Annotated in this window: 14 protein-coding genes; 4 read left to right on the top strand and 10 right to left on the bottom strand. The window is 67.5% G+C overall.

Annotation, left to right across the window (positions count from 1 at the left end; genetic code table 11):
• Positions 1-4: 4 nt before the first annotated feature.
• Positions 5-3,562 carry a DNA polymerase III subunit alpha gene (gene dnaE / locus ORI27_RS08585; RefSeq protein WP_265996127.1) on the bottom strand — a complete coding sequence of 1,186 codons (3,558 nt, stop codon included), beginning with the start codon at positions 3,560-3,562 and terminating at the stop codon, positions 5-7.
• A gap of 115 nt (positions 3,563-3,677) precedes the next feature.
• On the opposite strand from dnaE, the gene ORI27_RS08580 reads away from it, so the two are divergent.
• Together ORI27_RS08580 and ORI27_RS08575 are read left to right on the top strand one after the other, a co-directional pair.
• Positions 3,678-4,049, top strand: coding sequence for a DUF202 domain-containing protein (locus tag ORI27_RS08580; RefSeq protein ID WP_265996128.1), 372 nt, complete (start codon positions 3,678-3,680; stop codon positions 4,047-4,049).
• Complete coding sequence (locus tag ORI27_RS08575; RefSeq protein WP_265996129.1) at positions 4,049-4,390, top strand: DUF202 domain-containing protein; 342 nt, start codon at positions 4,049-4,051, stop codon at positions 4,388-4,390. The genes ORI27_RS08580 and ORI27_RS08575 overlap by 1 nt, the downstream gene beginning before the upstream one ends.
• A 4-nt stretch (positions 4,391-4,394) precedes the next feature.
• On the opposite strand, the gene ORI27_RS08570 is transcribed toward ORI27_RS08575, so the two are convergent.
• Together ORI27_RS08570 and ORI27_RS08565 are read right to left on the bottom strand one after the other, a co-directional pair.
• On the bottom strand, positions 4,395-4,991 hold the full coding sequence (locus ORI27_RS08570) for a SecDF P1 head subdomain-containing protein (protein ID WP_265996130.1): 597 nt from the start codon (positions 4,989-4,991) through the stop codon (positions 4,395-4,397).
• 27 nt (positions 4,992-5,018) lie between these two features.
• Positions 5,019-6,254: a hypothetical protein gene (locus ORI27_RS08565; RefSeq protein ID WP_265996131.1), complete on the bottom strand. Its 1,236-nt coding sequence runs from the start codon at positions 6,252-6,254 to the stop codon at positions 5,019-5,021.
• A gap of 77 nt (positions 6,255-6,331) precedes the next feature.
• Between ORI27_RS08565 and ORI27_RS08560 the strand changes: the two genes are divergently transcribed.
• The gene (locus ORI27_RS08560) at positions 6,332-7,366 is read left to right on the top strand and encodes a polysaccharide pyruvyl transferase family protein (RefSeq protein ID WP_265996132.1); all 1,035 of its coding nucleotides are present in this window, start codon (positions 6,332-6,334) and stop codon (positions 7,364-7,366) included.
• Here ORI27_RS08560 and rarD read toward each other — a convergent pair.
• From rarD to lspA, 3 genes are read right to left on the bottom strand one after another with little or no spacing between them, the layout of a single operon-like run.
• Entirely contained in the window at positions 7,342-8,244 is a 903-nt protein-coding gene (gene rarD, locus ORI27_RS08555; RefSeq protein WP_265996133.1) for an EamA family transporter RarD, read from the bottom strand. The two genes, ORI27_RS08560 and rarD, sit on opposite strands and share 25 nt — an antisense overlap.
• The gene (locus tag ORI27_RS08550) at positions 8,241-9,167 is read right to left on the bottom strand and encodes an RluA family pseudouridine synthase (RefSeq protein WP_265996134.1); all 927 of its coding nucleotides are present in this window, start codon (positions 9,165-9,167) and stop codon (positions 8,241-8,243) included. The genes rarD and ORI27_RS08550 overlap by 4 nt, the downstream gene beginning before the upstream one ends.
• Entirely contained in the window at positions 9,167-9,763 is a 597-nt protein-coding gene (gene lspA / locus ORI27_RS08545) for a signal peptidase II (protein ID WP_265996135.1), read from the bottom strand. Before lspA ends, ORI27_RS08550 begins: the two co-directional genes overlap by 1 nt.
• Positions 9,764-9,836: 73 nt before the next feature.
• Between lspA and ORI27_RS08540 the strand changes: the two genes are divergently transcribed.
• Complete coding sequence (locus tag ORI27_RS08540) at positions 9,837-10,754, top strand: asparaginase (protein ID WP_265996136.1); 918 nt, start codon at positions 9,837-9,839, stop codon at positions 10,752-10,754.
• Here ORI27_RS08540 and ORI27_RS08535 read toward each other — a convergent pair.
• The 4 genes from ORI27_RS08535 to ORI27_RS08520 all read right to left on the bottom strand — a co-directional run bounded on the left by ORI27_RS08535 (position 10,719) and on the right by ORI27_RS08520 (position 16,847).
• Positions 10,719-12,074 (bottom strand): DNA polymerase IV, encoded by a 1,356-nt coding sequence (locus ORI27_RS08535; protein ID WP_407666251.1) that lies wholly within the window; start codon positions 12,072-12,074, stop codon positions 10,719-10,721. The two genes, ORI27_RS08540 and ORI27_RS08535, sit on opposite strands and share 36 nt — an antisense overlap.
• A gap of 131 nt (positions 12,075-12,205) precedes the next feature.
• Entirely contained in the window at positions 12,206-12,448 is a 243-nt protein-coding gene (locus ORI27_RS08530; protein WP_265996139.1) for a hypothetical protein, read from the bottom strand.
• Positions 12,449-12,788: 340 nt separating this feature from the next.
• Complete coding sequence (gene ileS, locus ORI27_RS08525; protein ID WP_265996141.1) at positions 12,789-16,028, bottom strand: isoleucine--tRNA ligase; 3,240 nt, start codon at positions 16,026-16,028, stop codon at positions 12,789-12,791.
• 213 nt (positions 16,029-16,241) lie between these two features.
• Positions 16,242-16,847 carry a hypothetical protein gene (locus tag ORI27_RS08520; RefSeq protein ID WP_265996142.1) on the bottom strand — a complete coding sequence of 202 codons (606 nt, stop codon included), beginning with the start codon at positions 16,845-16,847 and terminating at the stop codon, positions 16,242-16,244.
• Between the last annotated feature and the right edge of the window lie 92 nt (positions 16,848-16,939).

Genomic DNA, 16,939 nt, shown 5'->3' with positions numbered 1-16,939 from the left:
AAACCTACCCGCCCAGGCAGCCGGGCCCCAGCAGCGCCTTGAGATCTCCCATCAGCGCTGACGACGGGGTCACCCGCAATGACTGGTCGAGTTCCAGTGTGGTGATGCGATCACCACTGATCAGCCGCAAGTGCACCTGTGAGGTACCGGGATGGCGGGCCAGGACCTGCTTGAGTGCGGTGACCTTGTCGATAGTGCACTGCCGGGTGGGCAGGCTCACCGCCACGGGTCGATCCACCTGTGCGTTCGAAAAGTCCGGCACCACAAGCTCGTTGGCGATCAACGAGATTCGGTCATCCTGGATGCGAACCTTGCCGCCGACGAGCACCACCGCGTCGTCGGCGATCTCGGCACCGAACAGCGAGTAGGTCTGCGGAAAGAACATCACCTCGATACCACCGGTGAGATCTTCCAACTGAGCTGAGGCCCAGGGCATTCCGTTCTTGTTGACTCGCCGGTTGACGGCGGCCAGGATGCCACCCACCCGCACCTGGGTGTCGTTGGCCACATCGCCGTCCAGGATGGCCGGGATCTGGGTATCGACCTGAGCCGCCAGCAGGTGCGCCACCCCGTTGAGTGGATGCCCGGAGACGTAAAGGCCCAGCATCTCGCGCTCGAGGGCGAGCTTGTGCTTGTCGTCCCATTCCTCGTCGGGCACCCGGATGGTGAACGCAGAGTCCCCAGTATCGCCGTCACTATCGGCGCCGCCGAACAGGTCGAACTGCCCCATCGCCTCGGCCTTCTTGGTGCCCAGCACCGAATCCACCGCATCGGTGTGGATCAGGAACAAGCCCTTGCGGGGATGGTCCAGTGAGTCGAAAGCCCCTGCCTTGACCAGAGATTCCGTGACCTTCTTGTTGCAGGCGGCGATGTCGATCTTGTTCAGGTAGTCCGAGAAGTCGGTGAACTTCCCCTTGTCGGTTCGGGTCGCGATGAGCGAGCTGACCACGTTGGCGCCGACGTTGCGGATGGCGCCCAGCCCGAACCGGATGTCGTTGCCGACCGAGGCGAAGTTCTGCACCGACTCGTTGACGTCGGGCGGCAGCACCGTGATGCCCAAGCGCCGGCAGTCCGCCAGGTAGACGGCTGCCTTGTCCTTGTCGTCACCGACCGAGGTGAGCAACCCGGCCATGTATTCGGCCGGGAAGTTCGCCTTGAGGTAGGCGGTCCAGTACGACACCAGCCCGTATCCGGCGGCGTGCGATTTGTTGAACGCGTAGCCGGCGAACGGCAGGATGGTGTCCCACAACGCTTTGACGGCGCGCTCGGAGAACCCGTTGGCCGTCATGCCTTCGTAGAAGCCCTTGTACTCGGCTTCGAGAACCTCGAGCTTCTTCTTGCCCATCGCCTTTCGCAGCGCGTCGGCCTTACCCATGGTGTAGGAGGCGACCTTCTGCGCGATGAACATGATCTGCTCTTGGTAGACGATCAGACCGTAGGTCTCGGACAGGATCTCCTTGAGCGGCTCCTCCAGTTCAGGGTGGATCGGCTTGATGGCCTGTCGGTTGTTCTTACGGTCGGCGTAGTCGTTGTGGGCGTTCATGCCCATCGGGCCGGGCCGGTACAGGGCCAGCACGGCGACGATGTCGTTGAATTCGGTGGGTTGCATGCGCCGCAACAGATCCCGCATCGGACCGCCGTCGAGCTGGAACACCCCGAGGGTGTCGCCGCGCCCGAGCAGCTCATAGGCCTTGGGGTCGTCGAGCGGCAGCGATTCCAGATCCAGGTCGATGCCGCGGTTGGCCTTGATGTTCTCGATGCAGTCACCGATGATCGTCAGGTTCCGCAGGCCCAGGAAGTCCATCTTCAGCAGGCCGATGGCCTCACACGACGGGTAGTCCCAGCCGGTGATGACCGCGCCGTCCTGCGGCCGGCGCCACAGCGGAATCGCCTCGATGAGCGGTTGGGAGCTCATGATCACCGCACACGCGTGCACCCCGGCGTTGCGGACCAGGCCCTCCAGTCCGCGGGCGGTTTCGTAGATGGTGCGCACATCGGGATCGGTGTCGATGAGGCCGCGAACCTCGGCGGCCTCCTTGAACCGCTCGTGGTTCGGGTCGGTGATGCCCGACAGCGGGATGTCCTTGGCCATGATCGGCGGCGGGAGCGCCTTGGTGATCCGGTCGGCGATCGCGAACCCGGGCTGGCCGTAATGCACCCGAGCCGAATCCTTCAGCGCCGCTTTGGTCTTGATGGTGCCGAAGGTGATGACCTGGGCGACCCGGTCACTCCCCCACTTCTCCGCGGCGTAGCGCACCATCTCGCCGCGACGACGGTCGTCGAAATCGATGTCGATATCAGGTGCTGACGGACGCTCCGGGTTGAGGAATCGTTCGAACAGCAGGCCGTGCGGGATGGGGTCGATATTGGTGATGCCGAGGGCGTAGGCGACCAGCGAGCCCGCGGCCGATCCGCGGCCCGGCCCGACCCGGATGTCGATGGACCGGGCGTAGTTGATCAGGTCGGCGACGATCAGGAAGTAGGACGGGAACCCCTTGCCGCAGATGACGTCGATCTCGTAGCGGGCCCGCTCGGTGTACTCCGGCGGGACGCCGTGCGGGAACCGCCGGCGCAGCCCCGCATCGACTTCGCTGCGCAGCCAGGAGCCCTGGTCGTGCCCGTCGGGCACCGGGAAGATCGGCATCCGGTCCACCGGCGCCCACACGTCGGCGTAGGACTGCACCCGCTCGGCGATGAGCAGGGTCGAATCGCAGGCCTCCGGAACTTCCGCATCCCACAATGCCCGCATCTCGGCGGCCGACTTCAGGAAGTAGCCGTCGCCATCGAACTTGAACCGGTTGGGGTCCGAGAGTGTCTTGCCGGTCTGCACACACAGCAGCGCCTCGTGGTTGTGCGCGGCGTCGCGGGTGACATAGTGGCAGTCGTTGGTGGCCAACGGACGGATGCCCAGCTTGCGGCCGACCTCGAGCAGGCCCTCACGGACCCGGCGCTCGATCGACAACCCGTGATCCATCAGCTCCAGGAAGTAGTTCTCCGGTCCGAAGATCTCCCGCCACTTGGCGGCCGATTCCAGCGCCTCGCGCTCGTGGCCCAGCCGAAGCCGGGTCTGCACCTCGCCGGATGGGCAGCCGGTGGTCGCGATGATGCCCTCGGCGTGCTCGGCGATGATCTCGGCATCCATCCGCGACCACTTGCCCAACTGCCCCTCGAACGAGGCCAGCGAGGAGAGCCTGAACAGATTGCGCAGGCCGGTGGCGTTCTCGGCCATCATCGTCATGTGGGTGTAGGAGCCGCTGCCGGAGACGTCGTCGCTTTTCTGGCCGGGATCACCCCACAGGATCCGGCGGGTGTCGAATCGCGAACCGGGCGCGATATAGGCCTCCACCCCGATGATCGGCTTGATGCCGACCTTGGTGGCCGCGTTGTAGAACTCGCTGGCCCCGAACATGTTTCCGTGGTCGGTCATGCCGATCGCCGGCATCTCCAGGCGCTGCGCCTCGGCCAGCATGGGCGTGATCTTCGCGGCGCCGTCGAGCATCGAGTACTCGGTGTGGTTGTGCAGGTGCACAAAAGATCCGGCAGGAGTTCCCGAGGTACCCATAGGCCCGTCAGTCTAGGGCCGCCGACCGACAGGCTTCGGCGTGTCGCGGTACGTGTCTGGCGGGCGAAGCTGATTCGCTTTCCTTTGACCCGCCGGTCCTGATAGGGAGATGCGTATGTTCGGCCGCAAACCTCCGCTGCGCAGCGTGGGCACCGATCCCGACTACCGGTTCACGCTGGCCAACGAGCGGACGTTTCTGGCCTGGCTGCGCACCGCCCTGGCGCTGTTGGCCGGTGCGGTCGCGCTGGCCAGCCTGGTGCACGATTTCGGCCCACGACCGTTCCGGATCGTCATCACCGCGCTGCTGCTGATCCTGTCGCTGGCGGTCAGCGTCGGGGCCTACGCGCGATGGGACCGAACCGAACGAGCGTTGCGGGAGGAGCGGCCGCTACCGATCGATCGATTGCCGCAACTCATCGTGTCGGGGGTCGCGATCATCATCGTGGCCGCGGCCGTGCTGATCTACCTCGCCGAGTTCGGCCGTTGATGGACGATCGGGAATCAACGCTCCTGGACGCCCAGGCGGTGGCCGAGCGCACGGCGCTGGCCTGGCAACGCACGATCATCGGGGCGCTGGCCGTCGGTGCGCTGGTGACCCGGTGGAGCGTGACCGAACGCTTCCCACTCGGTCCGGGCATCGGCGTCACGGTGCTGGTGGCGCTGGCCAGCCTGTTCCTGGTCGGCCGCCGCTATGAGCGGGTGCGCGACACCGTGGTCAACGGGCAGACGCCACTGTCGCGCTACCTGGTGCCCGGCGCCACCGTGTTCATGGTCGTGGTCATTCTCGGTGTCGCCGCGGGCGTGATGTTCGAGTACGCCCGGTCTTGACGCCTCAGGCCTCGTCGCGCAGCATTCTGGCGATCTCGCCCGCCTGCTCGGCCGTCACCTCACCGGACAGCTGCAGCACCTCGCCGTCGATCTTCTCGGTGATCTTCGGCGCCCAGACGACGATGTCCGCACGCACGAAGGCGACCTGTTCGCCGATATGGCTGGCGGTGTAATCGGCGAAGGCCCGCGCCGATTCTTGGGTCATGGTGACCTGAACGACTTGCTTGGCGGTCAGTGGGTTCAGGAACGAGTCGACGTCGACCGGCTGCAGCCGCAGTACCTCGGGCCCGAGTTGGTACACCGCGGACTTGAGGATGTCGCAGGTGCGCAGCGGCGCCTCCGGCGGGGTCGGCGGCGGCGGCGCGCAGTCGTCGCCTTGCGGAACGTAAGCGGGGCCATCCACCGGCCGCAGCGCCAGTGGCTTGATCGTCAACGGCGGCGGGGTGGTCGTCGTCGTGGTCAGCATCGCGGTGTCCGTCTGCTTCTTGAGCACACCGGGGGTCAACAGCACGCCGAGGACCGGTACCACGATCGCCGCCGCCGCCAGCGCGGCGACCACCGCGATGACGATCCGTCGGTTGCGGCGGGAATAGTCGGGCATGCGCTCCTCGATCTGTGTTCTCGGGCCTTACATCGGAACCGGCGCGCCGAAACCGGGGATGATGCCGATCGGGATCACCGCCAGCAGGATCGCGCCGACAGCGAACACGGCCAGGGTGCGCCGGGTGGGCGGCTGGTCGACCTCGGGCTGATTGCGGGTGTACAGCAGAAACACGATGCCGACATCGAAGGCGATGATGACCCACCAGCGGACCCAGTCCACACCGGTGGCGAACACCGGCAGGATCAGCACCAGCCCGATGAGCATGGCCAGCGGCCGTCTGCGCAGGGCATCCCGGAACCGCCGGACCGGAACACCGGCGACATGGCCGATGGCCAGCATGCTGATCACCAGGGTGGCGATCCCGTAGACCGTCGAACCGGCCAGTGCGACGACACCGATGCTGCCGACGAATCGCAGACCCTCGACGAAGGTCATGTCGAACAGCGGCAAGAAGGCCCGGCAGAACCAGTCGTGGTAGTCGACGTAGTAGTGGAACCCGCTCAGCAGCTGGCCGATGGAGGGTTTGCCCGCCAGCGGATGATCCATCGGCCCGTGCTGAACCAGCTGGCAGAGCTGGGCCGAAACGCCCTGCTTACCGAACGCGGCCAGCGTCATCGCGACGACGATGCCGGGGCCCAGCGCCAGCGCGGCGCTGGCCCGAAACGCCCTGGCGTCCAGCCGGTCCGCCAGCACCGTCAGAGCAGCTAGCACGCCGAGCCCGAACAGGAACGGGGTCGCCTCGTGGATCAGGGTGAGCACGGCCAGCACCGAGCCGTAGACCGCACTGGAGATGACGGTCGCGCGGGCGGTGCTGACCCTGGTCAACGCGACCGCCAAGCCGATCAGCGCCGCACCTCCCAGCAGATCGGTGCGTGCCGAGAACAAACCGAAGGCGAACCCGAACGGCAGCACGGGAATCAACAGTGCCAACAGCCGCCGTCGCTGCGAACGCCCGGAGGAGACAGCCACCGACCACGCCACGGCGGCCAGGCCGAGGGCGAAGGCCACCGTGGGAATCCAGCGCAGCACGGCCAACGCACCGAAGTAGTGCTCCCTGGGAAACAGGCCCAGGATCTCGCCGGCCAGCCCACGCCGGATGAAACCGACCGAGTAGTCGATGACGAAGTAGGAGTACCAGTAGCCATCGGGGATCACGGTCAGCGCGATCGTCAGGAGCACCGCCGCCCACACCACCAGCAGCACCGTGAACGTGACGAAGAAGCCGCGCCTGCGCCCCGTCTCGACCGCGGTGCTCGGCATCAAACCCCCAGTGGCTTTCGGCGGCCCGTGCCGCCGGGCGCGGCCTGGCCGCGACGATGAGTATAGGGTCGGTGTGCGTGAGCCACGCCGCGACGGTCGCCTATCTGGGGTTCCACGAGAAGGACAATCTCGGCGACGACGCGATCTACGACGCGGTCAAGTCGCAGCTTCCCGGCGTGACATTCAACGACATCCCGCGGCTGCCGCACGAGTTCGTCCTCCCGCCCGCGGCGGCGTGGGAGCGGGCGCGCCGGCCCAGCACACTGGTGATGGGCGGCGGAACGCTGGTCGGCGTGCGCTACTTTCGGCAGCTGGTCAAGTTGGGCCTGGCGGTGACCAAGAACAACGGCAAGTACGCGATCGGTGTCGGGGTCCAGGACCCCGGCTACGTCGGACGCGGCAGCGGCTCGGCACGCGGTGAGCTCACCAAATGGGCGTCCATCCTCGCCGGCTTCGACTCGGTGTCGGTGCGCGGACCGCGCAGCGTCGAGCTGCTCGCCGACATCGGATTGGCGGCCAAGGTGACCGGCGATCCGGCGCTGATCCTGCCGCGCCCCGAGGTGCCGGTCGAGGACGGCTTGATCGGGGTGAACCTCGGCTACGGCGACGATCTGTGGGGGCATGATCCGGCCGGCGTCGCCGACCAGATCGCCATCGCCGTCAAGGAATTGTCGAGACGGGGCCACCGATTCGTCGGGATCCTGATGAATCCCGGTGATCGCCGGTGGCTGGAAGTGGCGTTCCGAGATGTCGGAGCCGATATCCTGCTGCCGGCCGACGCCACGGCGGCCGCGCGGGAGTTCGCCCGCTGTTCGGCGGCCATCGTCTGCCGGCTGCACGCCGGGATTCTGGCGGCGTTGTCCGATACTCCGGTGGTTTCGCTTGAGTACCAACCGAAATGCCGGGACTTCGCGCTGTCAATCGACGACGAGCGGTCACTGATCCGCACCGACCAGGTGACCGGTGCCGGCGTCGTCGACCGGGCACTCGGCGCGCTCGCCGACGCCGGGACCATCAGGGCGGCCAAGCGCGCCGCCGTCGACCGGCTCCGCACCCAACTACACACCGAATACAGCGCGCTGCGCCGTCAGCTCGGTGTGGCCGCCGACTGACGAGCGCGCCGCAGGGCGTCACCGCTGAACACCAGCAGCGCTACCCAGATCAGCGCGAAGCCGACCCAGCGGACCGGTGGCATCGGCTCGTGGCCCATCACCACGCCCCAGGTCAACTGCATGGCCGGGGTGAGGTACATCAACAGCCCGAGAGTCACCAGTGGCAGCCGCTGGGCCGCGGCCGCGAAGAGCAGCAGCGGGATTGCGGTGACCGGACCGGCCAAGATCATCAACGCGATGTGGCCCGGCCCGTTGTTGGTGAACTGGCCGTGCCCGGACAGCTGTAGCGCGGCGATGTAGGCGATGGCGAACGGTGCGGCGATCGCGGCCTCCACGCCGACACTCACCCGCGGGTCGGTGGGCACCACCTTCTTGACCGCGCCGTAGAGGCCGAAGCTGAAGGCCAGCCCGAGGGAAATGAACGGCGGCCCGCCGACCTCGACGCCGAGCAGCACCACCGCCGCGAGCGCTACCAACAGGGCCATCGCCTGAGCCCGGTTGAGCCGCTCTCGGAAGATCAGTACCCCGAGCAGCACGCTGACCAGCGGATTGATGAAGTAACCGAGCGCGGCGTCAACCACGTGACCGTTGTTGACGGCGTATACGTAGATCACCCAGTTGGCCGACACCAGCGCCGAAGCGCAGACCAACAACAGCCAGGTCCGGCCGGTGATCTCCCGCAGGGCGGACAGCTTGCGCACGGCCACCAGGACACCCGCCATCAACACCAGTGTCCAGACAATGCGGTGGGCCAGAACCTCCAGCGCGCCAGCGGGTTTGAGCAATGGGAAGAACGCCGGGAACAGCCCCCAGGATCCGTACGCGCCGACGCCGTAGAGCAGCCCGCCGGTCTTGGGCTCTTGTTGGGTGGTCGTCACGATTCGACCCGCAGCAAGTCGAGGGCATGCTGCAGATCGGCGGGGTACGGACTGGTGATCTCAATATGCCGGCCGTCGGCCGGGTGCGCGAACGCCAGCGACCGCGCGTGCAGCCACTGCCGTTCCAGGCCGAGCCGCTTGGCCAGCACCGGATCGGCACCGTAGGTCAAGTCGCCGGCGCACGGGTGGTGCAGCGCGGCGAAATGCACGCGAATCTGATGGGTACGACCGGTTTCCAGATGGATGTCGAGAAGGCTTGCCGCCCGGAACATTTCCAGGGTGTCATAGTGGGTGATGCTGTGCCGTCCGGTTTCGGTGACGGCGAATTTCCAGTCATGGCCCCGATGTCGGCCGATCGGCGCGTCGATGGTCCCACTGGAGGGATCCGGATGTCCTTGCACCACTGCGTGATAGCGCTTGTCGACGGTGCGCTGCTTGAAGGCCCGCTTGAGCAGGGTGTAGGCCCGCTCGGACAGGGCGACCACCATGACCCCGGATGTGCCGACGTCGAGGCGGTGCACGATGCCCTGGCGTTCGTGGATCCCCGAGGTACTGATCCGGAAGCCCGCGGCGGCCAGCCCGCCGAGAACCGTGGGCCCGTGCCAGCCGACTGTCGCGTGAGCGGCCACGCCGGGCGGTTTGTCGACGGCAACGATGTCGGCGTCGGAGTACAGGATCGTCATGCCCTCGATCTCGACCGGCGTGTTCTCCGGCGGCGGGGCTTCCTCGGGGATCTGTACGTGCAGCCACGCACCGGCCTCGAGCCGGTCGGCCTTTCCGGCGCACACGCCGTCGAGCTCGACGCCACCGTCCTCGGCGATGGCGGCCGCGGCCGTTCGGGACAGGCCCAGCAGCCGCGCCAGACCGGCGTCGACGCGCATGCCGGCCAACCCCTCGGGGACCGGCATCGACCGCTCCGCCATCAGGCGGTCTCGGCCTCGTCGTCGCTGTCCGACGGCTCGGATCTGCGCCGACCGGTGCTGTCGAAGTCGTAGCCGAACACCGAAAGCGCCACCAGCAGGATGGCGCCGCCGACCACCGCCGGATCGGCCACGTTGAAAACCGGCCACCACCCGATGGACAGGAAATCGACGACGTGTCCGCGCAGCGGACCGGGCGAGCGGAAGAACCGGTCGACCAGATTGCCCAGCGCGCCGCCGAGGATCATCCCGAGCCCCACGGCCCACCACGGTGACACCAACCGTCGGCCCATCCAGAAAATCCCCACCACCACGCCCGTCGCGACCAGCGTCAGCACCCAGGTGTATCCGGTGGCCATGGAGAACGCCGCCCCGGAATTGCGGACCAGCGTCCAGGTGACCGTGTCGCCGATGATCGAGACCGGCTGTCCGGGGGTGAGCAACTTCACCGCCAGCACCTTGGTGATCACGTCGAGCGCCAGCACCACGCCCGCCACCGACAGCAGCAGCCGCAGCCGCCGCCGCGACGATTGCGCACCGACCTGCTGGTCAGCGGCGTTGGTCGCGGGCTCTGCGCTGCCCCTGGGTTCGTCGGTCACCCCACCATCATTCCCTAGTTGCGTTCCCTGGTTGCGCGGGCTGCATGTCGGCCGGTGCGCCATGATGGCGGGCATGCCCCGACTTGTCGTCGTCGCCACCGGCGGGACCATCTCCACCAGCGCCGACGGCGAGGGTGTCCTGAGGCCGGTGCACACCGGCGAGGAGCTGGTCTCGGGGCACGACGCGCGGGTGATCGACCTGTTCACCATGGACAGCTCGCAGCTGACGCCCGCCGAGTGGCTGCACATCGGTGCCGCCGTCAGCCGGGCGGCGCAGGGCGCCGACGGCATCGTCGTCACGCACGGCACCGACACGATGGAAGAGACCGCGCTGTGGCTCGAGCTCACCTACGACGGCACGGCGCCGGTGGTCGTGACCGGGGCGGCGCTGCCGGCCGACGCCCCCGATGCCGACGGCCCGGGCAATCTGCGCGACGCCCTGGCGGTGGCGGCCAGTCCGCAGGCACGGAATCAGGGCGTGCTGATCTGTTTCGCCGGGGCGGTGCTGCCCGCGCTGGGCACCACGAAGGTCGGCGGCCCCGGGGTGTTCGGCGGGCCGCCGCCGGTGGGCGCGGTCGCCGAGGGCACCTTTCGGGTGGCGGGCACCAAGCGGCGGGCCTTTCTGGGGTCGGTCACCGAGATCCCACGGGTGGACATCGCGGCGGCATACCCGGGCGCCGACGAGACGGCGATCGAGGCGTTCGTCCAGGCCGGTGCGGCCGGCCTGATCGTCGAGGCGACGGGCGCGGGCAATGCCGGCACCGCGGTGGTCGAGGCCGTGCGGCAGGCCTGCGCCCGCGGGGTGGCGGTCGCGGTGACCACCCGCGTGCCGCGGGGCCGTACCGCCGCGGTGTACGGGCCGGGGCACGACCTGGCGGGCGCCGGGGCGGTGCTGGTGCCGGCGCTGCGCAGCAGTCAGGCCCGGGTGCTGCTGATGGTCGCGCTGGCGTTGAAACTATCGGTCGTCGACGTCATCGCCCGGTGGGGCTGAGCCGGCGAGGTCGTCGAGGTACTGGCCCCAGTCGAGGCTGTCCACCGGGTTGGCTGTGCGCAGTTCGGGATTGTCGCCGGCGAACGTCCGCATCACGCCGGGACCGCTGCCACGGGTCTCGAACCGCACGCTGACAACACCGTGACCGGCTCCCTGTACCCAGCCGTGGCCGAGTTCGGGGTGACTGACGTCGTCGCCGATGCGCCAGCCGCCGGCGTCGGGCGCCGGATCGGGCACCGGCATGTGGGTGTCCAACGTGTCGGCCACCGCTCCCCCCATGTGTTCGAGGTCGGGGAACAGCGACTCTTGACGGACGTCGGACAGTCCCGAAAAACCAACGCCGAGAAGCCGAATCGGGCCGATCTCGCGGGGATCGAGCAGCAGCCGGTGCGCGGTCGCCGACAGGGTGCCCGCATTTCCGGTGGCGTATGGCAGCGTCGCCGAGCGGGTCAGCGTGGTCATGTCCGACCGCTTGAGTTTGACGGTGACGGTGCGCGCGCCGCGGCCATCACGCTCCAGGCGCCGGTGGGCGTGCTCGGCGATCGGGCCGATGGCCTCGCGCAGCTGCTCGATGGTGGTCAGGTCGGCGGGGAACGTCGACTCGGCGCTGATCTGCTTGGCCTCCGCACGTTCGGCCACCGGTCGGTCATCGATACCGCGGGCGAGCCGGTGCAGCGCGGGGCCGACCGTGGCGCCCAGGATGCTGGCCGCCTCGGCATCGGACAGGGCGGCCAGCTGCCCGACGGTCTCGATGCCGAGCCGGTGCAGCTTCTCCTCGGCCACCGGGCCGATCCCCCACAGCCGGCGCACCGGCAGCCCGTCGAGCAACCGACGCTCCTCGTCGCGGCGGACCACCCGCAGACCGTCGGGTTTGGCCAATTCCGAGGCGATCTTGGCGATCTGCTTGCCCGACCCGGCGCCGACCGAAGCCACCAGGCCGGTCTCTTCGCGGACGCGCCGACGCAGCCGCACCGCGAACTCCTCGACGTCTTCAGCACCGGCCCCGGCCAGTTCGGCTGGCTCACCGAAGGCCTCGTCGAAGGACAGCTGCTCGAGGACCGGCACCATGGTCCGCACCGTGTCCAGCACGCGGCGGCTGGCCACGCCGTAGACCACCCCGCGCGGCGGCAACACCACCGCGGCGACCCCGACCATCCGGCGGGCCTGATGCATCGGCATCGCCGACCGGGCGCCGAACACCCTGGCCTCGTAGCTGGCCCCGGCCACCACACCCCGGCCGCCGAGACCGCCGACCAGCACCGGCCGGCCGCGCAGTGTCGGACGGGTCAGCTGCTCGACGGAGGCGAAAAACGCGTCCATGTCGAAATGCAGGACCCAACGCTCCACGCCTCGATGCTAGGGGCAGACCTGGAATGCAGTACCTGCCTACTGCATCCCGCCGACCGGGCGCGGCGCACGATCGGCGGTATGAACGGTGACCATGTCGTCGGCTATGTGGGTGGGTTGGCGGTCACACTGGGGGTCGGTGCGGCGATGTGGGGGGTCATGCCGACGGCGTCGGCCGATTCGTCGTCGGCGTCGTCGCACGGCCCGTCCTCCGGCACAGCCAGATCCGCGAGGGCGTCGCACCACACGAACGCGCTCACCGCGACGAAACCTACGCCAGCGCGCAACGTCGACGCGCCGACGTCCTCGACGACACTGCTGGTGGCCGCATCCGGTGTAAGAGACACCCGGCGGAGGACCGCCGGCCTGCTTCGGCCATTGGCGGCAGCGAACGTCGCGGCAGCAGCCCCCGCCCGCCGTTTGGGTTGGACCTGGCCGCGTTCTTCCGTACACCGCTCGGCGCAGTCCTCCTGCCGGCCGCACTGCTCGCCGGATACTTCGGTGTGATCATCCTGACGTTCTATGTCCTGCCGGCCGTACTCGTTGTACCCGCGTGGATCGCAGAGTTCGTCCGTCAGTTCCCGCCCATCACGATTTCTACGCCTTGGTGAGCCCGCCGAGTGGCCACTTGTTGTACGCCAATTGCCGCCTTGTTTGCGTGCATAACTGGCCAGTCGGCGGACGGAATCAGGCCCTGGCAGCCCGCTTGAGCGAAATCAAATAGCCTCGGCCGATACGCCCCGTCAGCACGTCATCGCTCCAAGCGATGGCACCGCCCTGGGTATCGGCATCGGAGGGCGCCTCCGACCGTAGCTTCATCCGCGGGTCGGCGGACAGTTCGAAGTCCACCGCCAACACCTCGCCGGCAATCAGGTTCTCGAGAGGCTCGCTCCATCCCGGCGGCAGCTCAGGAACGGTCAGCGTCAGCACAATACGGTCGCTGATGTCGAGTCCGCCCTGTCGGCGAACTTCCTGAATCTCCCGGATCACGTCGCGCGCCCAGCCTTCGGCCTCCAACTCCGGGGTGACGGTGCCGTCCAGCACCACCAGTCCCGCGCCGTCCGGCAGCGGCGCGGTCCACTGGACCGATGGTCGAGCTCCGCTCCGCTCCGTCTCCCGAGGCTCGACGGCCACCAGTTTGGACGTGAACTCCTCGGGGAGAAGGACCGCCGGGCCCGCGGTCAGCGTGCCGTCGTCGTTGAGCGCATAATCCCCGGCCTTGACGGCTTTGATCGCAGCCTGCACGTCCTTGCCGATCCGCGGTCCGGCAGCGCGGGCATTGACCGCGAGCTCGAAGCGGCCGTAGGCGGGGATATCGTCGGTGAGCTCGACGGTCTTCACGTTCAGCTCGTCGGCGATCAAATCCGTGAATGGCGCGAGCGCGGCCGGGCTATCGACCGCGACAGTCAGTTTCGGTAGCGGCAGGCGCACTCGCAGTTTGTTGGCCTTGCGCAGCGACGAGCCGGTCGAACACACCTCACGCACCTGGTCCATGGCCGCGACCAAGCCAGGATCGGCCGGGACGATACCGGCCTGCGGCCAGTCGGTCAGATGCACCGAGCGCTCGCCGGTCAGGCCGCGCCAGATCACCTCGGCGGCCATCGGCAGTAACGGAGCCGCCAGCCGGGTGGTCACCTCGAGCACGGTGTGCAGGGTGTCGATGGCGTCGGGGTCCTCCTCCCAGAACCGCGACCGAGACCGGCGCACATACCAATTCGTCAGCGCCTCGGTGAATTGGCGCAACTGCTCGCAGGCGCCCGAAATGTCGCAGACATCCATCGCCACGGTCAGTCCGTCGCGTAGCTCGGCGAGCTTGGCCAGGATGTAACGGTCCAGCACATGGGGTGAATCGGTGCGCCACATACCGACTTTCGGCGCGTACAGCGCCAGGAAGCTGTAGGCATTCCACAGCGGGAGCAGCACCTGGCGGACGCCTTCGCGGATGCCCTGCTCGGTGACGATCAAGTTGCCACCGCGCAGGATCGGCGAGGCCATCAGGAACCATCGCATGGCATCCGAGCCGTCACGGTCGAAAACCTCGTTGACGTCGGGATAGTTGCGCAGCGATTTGCTCATCTTGGCGCCGTCGTTGCCGAGAACGATGCCATGGGACACACAGGTTTTGAACGCCGGCTTGTCGAACAGCGCGGTGGCGAGCACGTGCAGTGTGTAGAACCAGCCGCGGGTCTGACCGATGTATTCGACGATGAAGTCGCCGGGGAAGTGACTCGCGTACCAATCCTGGTTCTCGAAGGGGTAGTGCACCTGGGCGTAGGGCATCGACCCCGAGTCGAACCACACGTCGAAGACGTCCTCGATACGGCGCATCGTCGAGTTGCCGGACGGATCATCGGGGTTGGGCCGAGTCAGCTCGTCGATATAGGGCCGGTGCAAGTTGTCCGGCCGCACCCCGAAGTCACGCTCGAGTTCGTCGAGGCTGCCGTAGACATCGATGCGCGGGTGGGCCGGGTCGTCGGAGACCCACACCGGAATAGGGGTGCCCCAGTATCGGTTCCGCGAGATCGACCAGTCCCTGGCGCCGGAGAGCCACTTGCCGAACTGGCCGTCCTTGACGTGTTCGGGATACCAGGTGATCTGTTGGTTGAGTTCGACCATCCGGTCGCGGAACTCGGTGACCTTGACAAACCAGGACGACACCGCGCGGTAGATCAACGGATTGCGGCAGCGCCAGCAGTGCGGGTAGGAGTGCTCGTAGGTTTCGTGGCGGAGGAGCACCGCAGCGTTGACGGCCGCGGATCCGGTGCCGTTCTTCAGGTCGCGGATGATCTGCGGGTTGGCGTCGAACACATGTTGGCCGTGATAGTCCGGCACCGTCACATCGAAACGGCCCTTGGAGTCCACCGGAGTGACGGGCACGATACCGACGGTGTCGGTGGTGGCCTTGTCGTCCTCGCCGTAGGCCGGCGCCATATGTACGATCCCGGTGCCGTCCTCGGTGGTGACGAAGTCGCCGCGAAGGACCTGGAAAGCGTTGGGCGAGTCCAGGAAATACGGGAACGGCGGCAGGTAGTGCAGTCCGATCAACTGTTCCCCGGACAGAGTGGCCACGACCTCCGGGTCCTCCCCCAGCTCGCGGCCGTACGCGGCCAGCCGGGCCTGCGCCAGGACCAGACGCCGGCCATCGACCCGCACCACGACGTAGGTGACCGCGGGGTTCACCGCCACGGCCTGATTGGACGGCAGCGTCCAGGGCGTGGTGGTCCAGATCAGCAGATAGGCGCCATCCAGATCCGACCCGGGCTCGTGAACCCCGAACCCGACGGTGATGGCCGGGTCCTGCCGGCTCTGGTAGACGTCGTCGTCCATCCGCAGCTCATGGCTGGACAGCGGGGTCTCGTCGTTCCAGCAGTACGGCAGCACCCGGACGCCTTCATAGGCCAGACCCTTGTCCCACAGCTGTTTGAATGCCCAGATGACCGACTCCATGAACGACAGGTCGAGCGTCTTGTAGTCGTTGTCGAAGTCGACCCAGCGCGCCTGACGGGTCACGTAGTCACGCCATTCGCCGGTGTACTTGAGCACCGACGCGCGGCAGGCGTCGTTGAACTTCTCGATACCCATCTCTTCGATCTGGGCCTTGTCGGTGATGCCGAGCTGACGCTGCACCTCGAGCTCGGCGGGCAGGCCGTGAGTGTCCCAGCCGAAGCGACGCTCCACCTTGTAGCCGCGCATCGTGCGGTACCGCGGCACGATGTCCTTGACGTACCCGGTCAACAGGTGACCGTAGTGCGGCAGCCCATTGGCGAACGGCGGACCGTCGTAGAAGACGTACTCCTGCGCGCCGTCACGACGGGCGATACTGGCTCGGAAGGTGTCGTCGGCCGCCCAATAGTCGAGCACCTCGCGTTCGAGGGCGGGAAAGTTCGGTGAGCCACCGGCCGGCTTCGGGTAGCCATTCTCGGTCACGTGCGTTCGTCTCCTGTGCCAGCTGCCTGGGCACGGGGACGACGACGCGCGGAATGCGCGAGCACCGCGGTACCACCCCGCTTACGCACCCGGGGGTGCGTCGCTCTGTACAGGCTGTGACGGGCCGACCCGTTCGGTTCTACTCGGCCGGTTCACGCAACGCGCGTGGCCGTTCTTCCGAAGGCTCCCCGGTGATGGCCGGATCGATGCCGATCAGAAGATTCTAGCCGTGCCTGCGACCGAGCTGGCCTCGGAGGTCAGACCGATGAGGCCGAGCCGGAACTGGGCGGTCAGTTCCTCGACCGTGCAGCGATCCAGCCGGCGGTCGTCGAACCACCAATCCATCCACAGCACCCCGTTAGTTCGGTACGCGAGGACACCGAGGGCTGGCCCGTCAGCGAGCTGCAGCGGTCCGAGCGACGGATCGGGGGGCAGACCCAGGAACGAGAACATCACGTCCGCGGCCGAAGTGCCTAGCTGGCGGGCGGGGGTCAGCGCCGCGCGGACATCGGCCAACAGCGCGTCGGCGTCCAGACCTCGTTCATCGGCACAGCACAGCCGAACCGGCTGCACCGTGGTCAAACCGCTCACCGTCACGAAACCGACGCCGATGGTCCGGGCGATCGCCCGGCCCAATGCGGCCAAGAGCACGTCCTCGACACCGAGTCCGGTGGCCTCAGTGGCTCCGTCGAGTTCAGCGGTCAATTCGGGGGACAGCGGTGCCGACAGTCGGACCAAATCTTGCGGTCCTGGCCGGCCGGGAATCTCATCGTCAACTACCCGCACATTGCTAGACGGGTAGGTCACAGGAGCAACCATGCCCCCCAATGTAGCGGCCATGTCCCATGAATGGGAGAGCGATCCCGCAATCGTGACGTCGATGTCAATAAATTCAAAATTGTCCTGAATAC

Source organism: Mycobacterium pinniadriaticum (assembly GCF_026242045.1).
Lineage (GTDB): Bacteria > Actinomycetota > Actinomycetes > Mycobacteriales > Mycobacteriaceae > Mycobacterium > Mycobacterium pinniadriaticum.
This window is presented reverse-complemented; position numbering and strand designations above follow the sequence as displayed.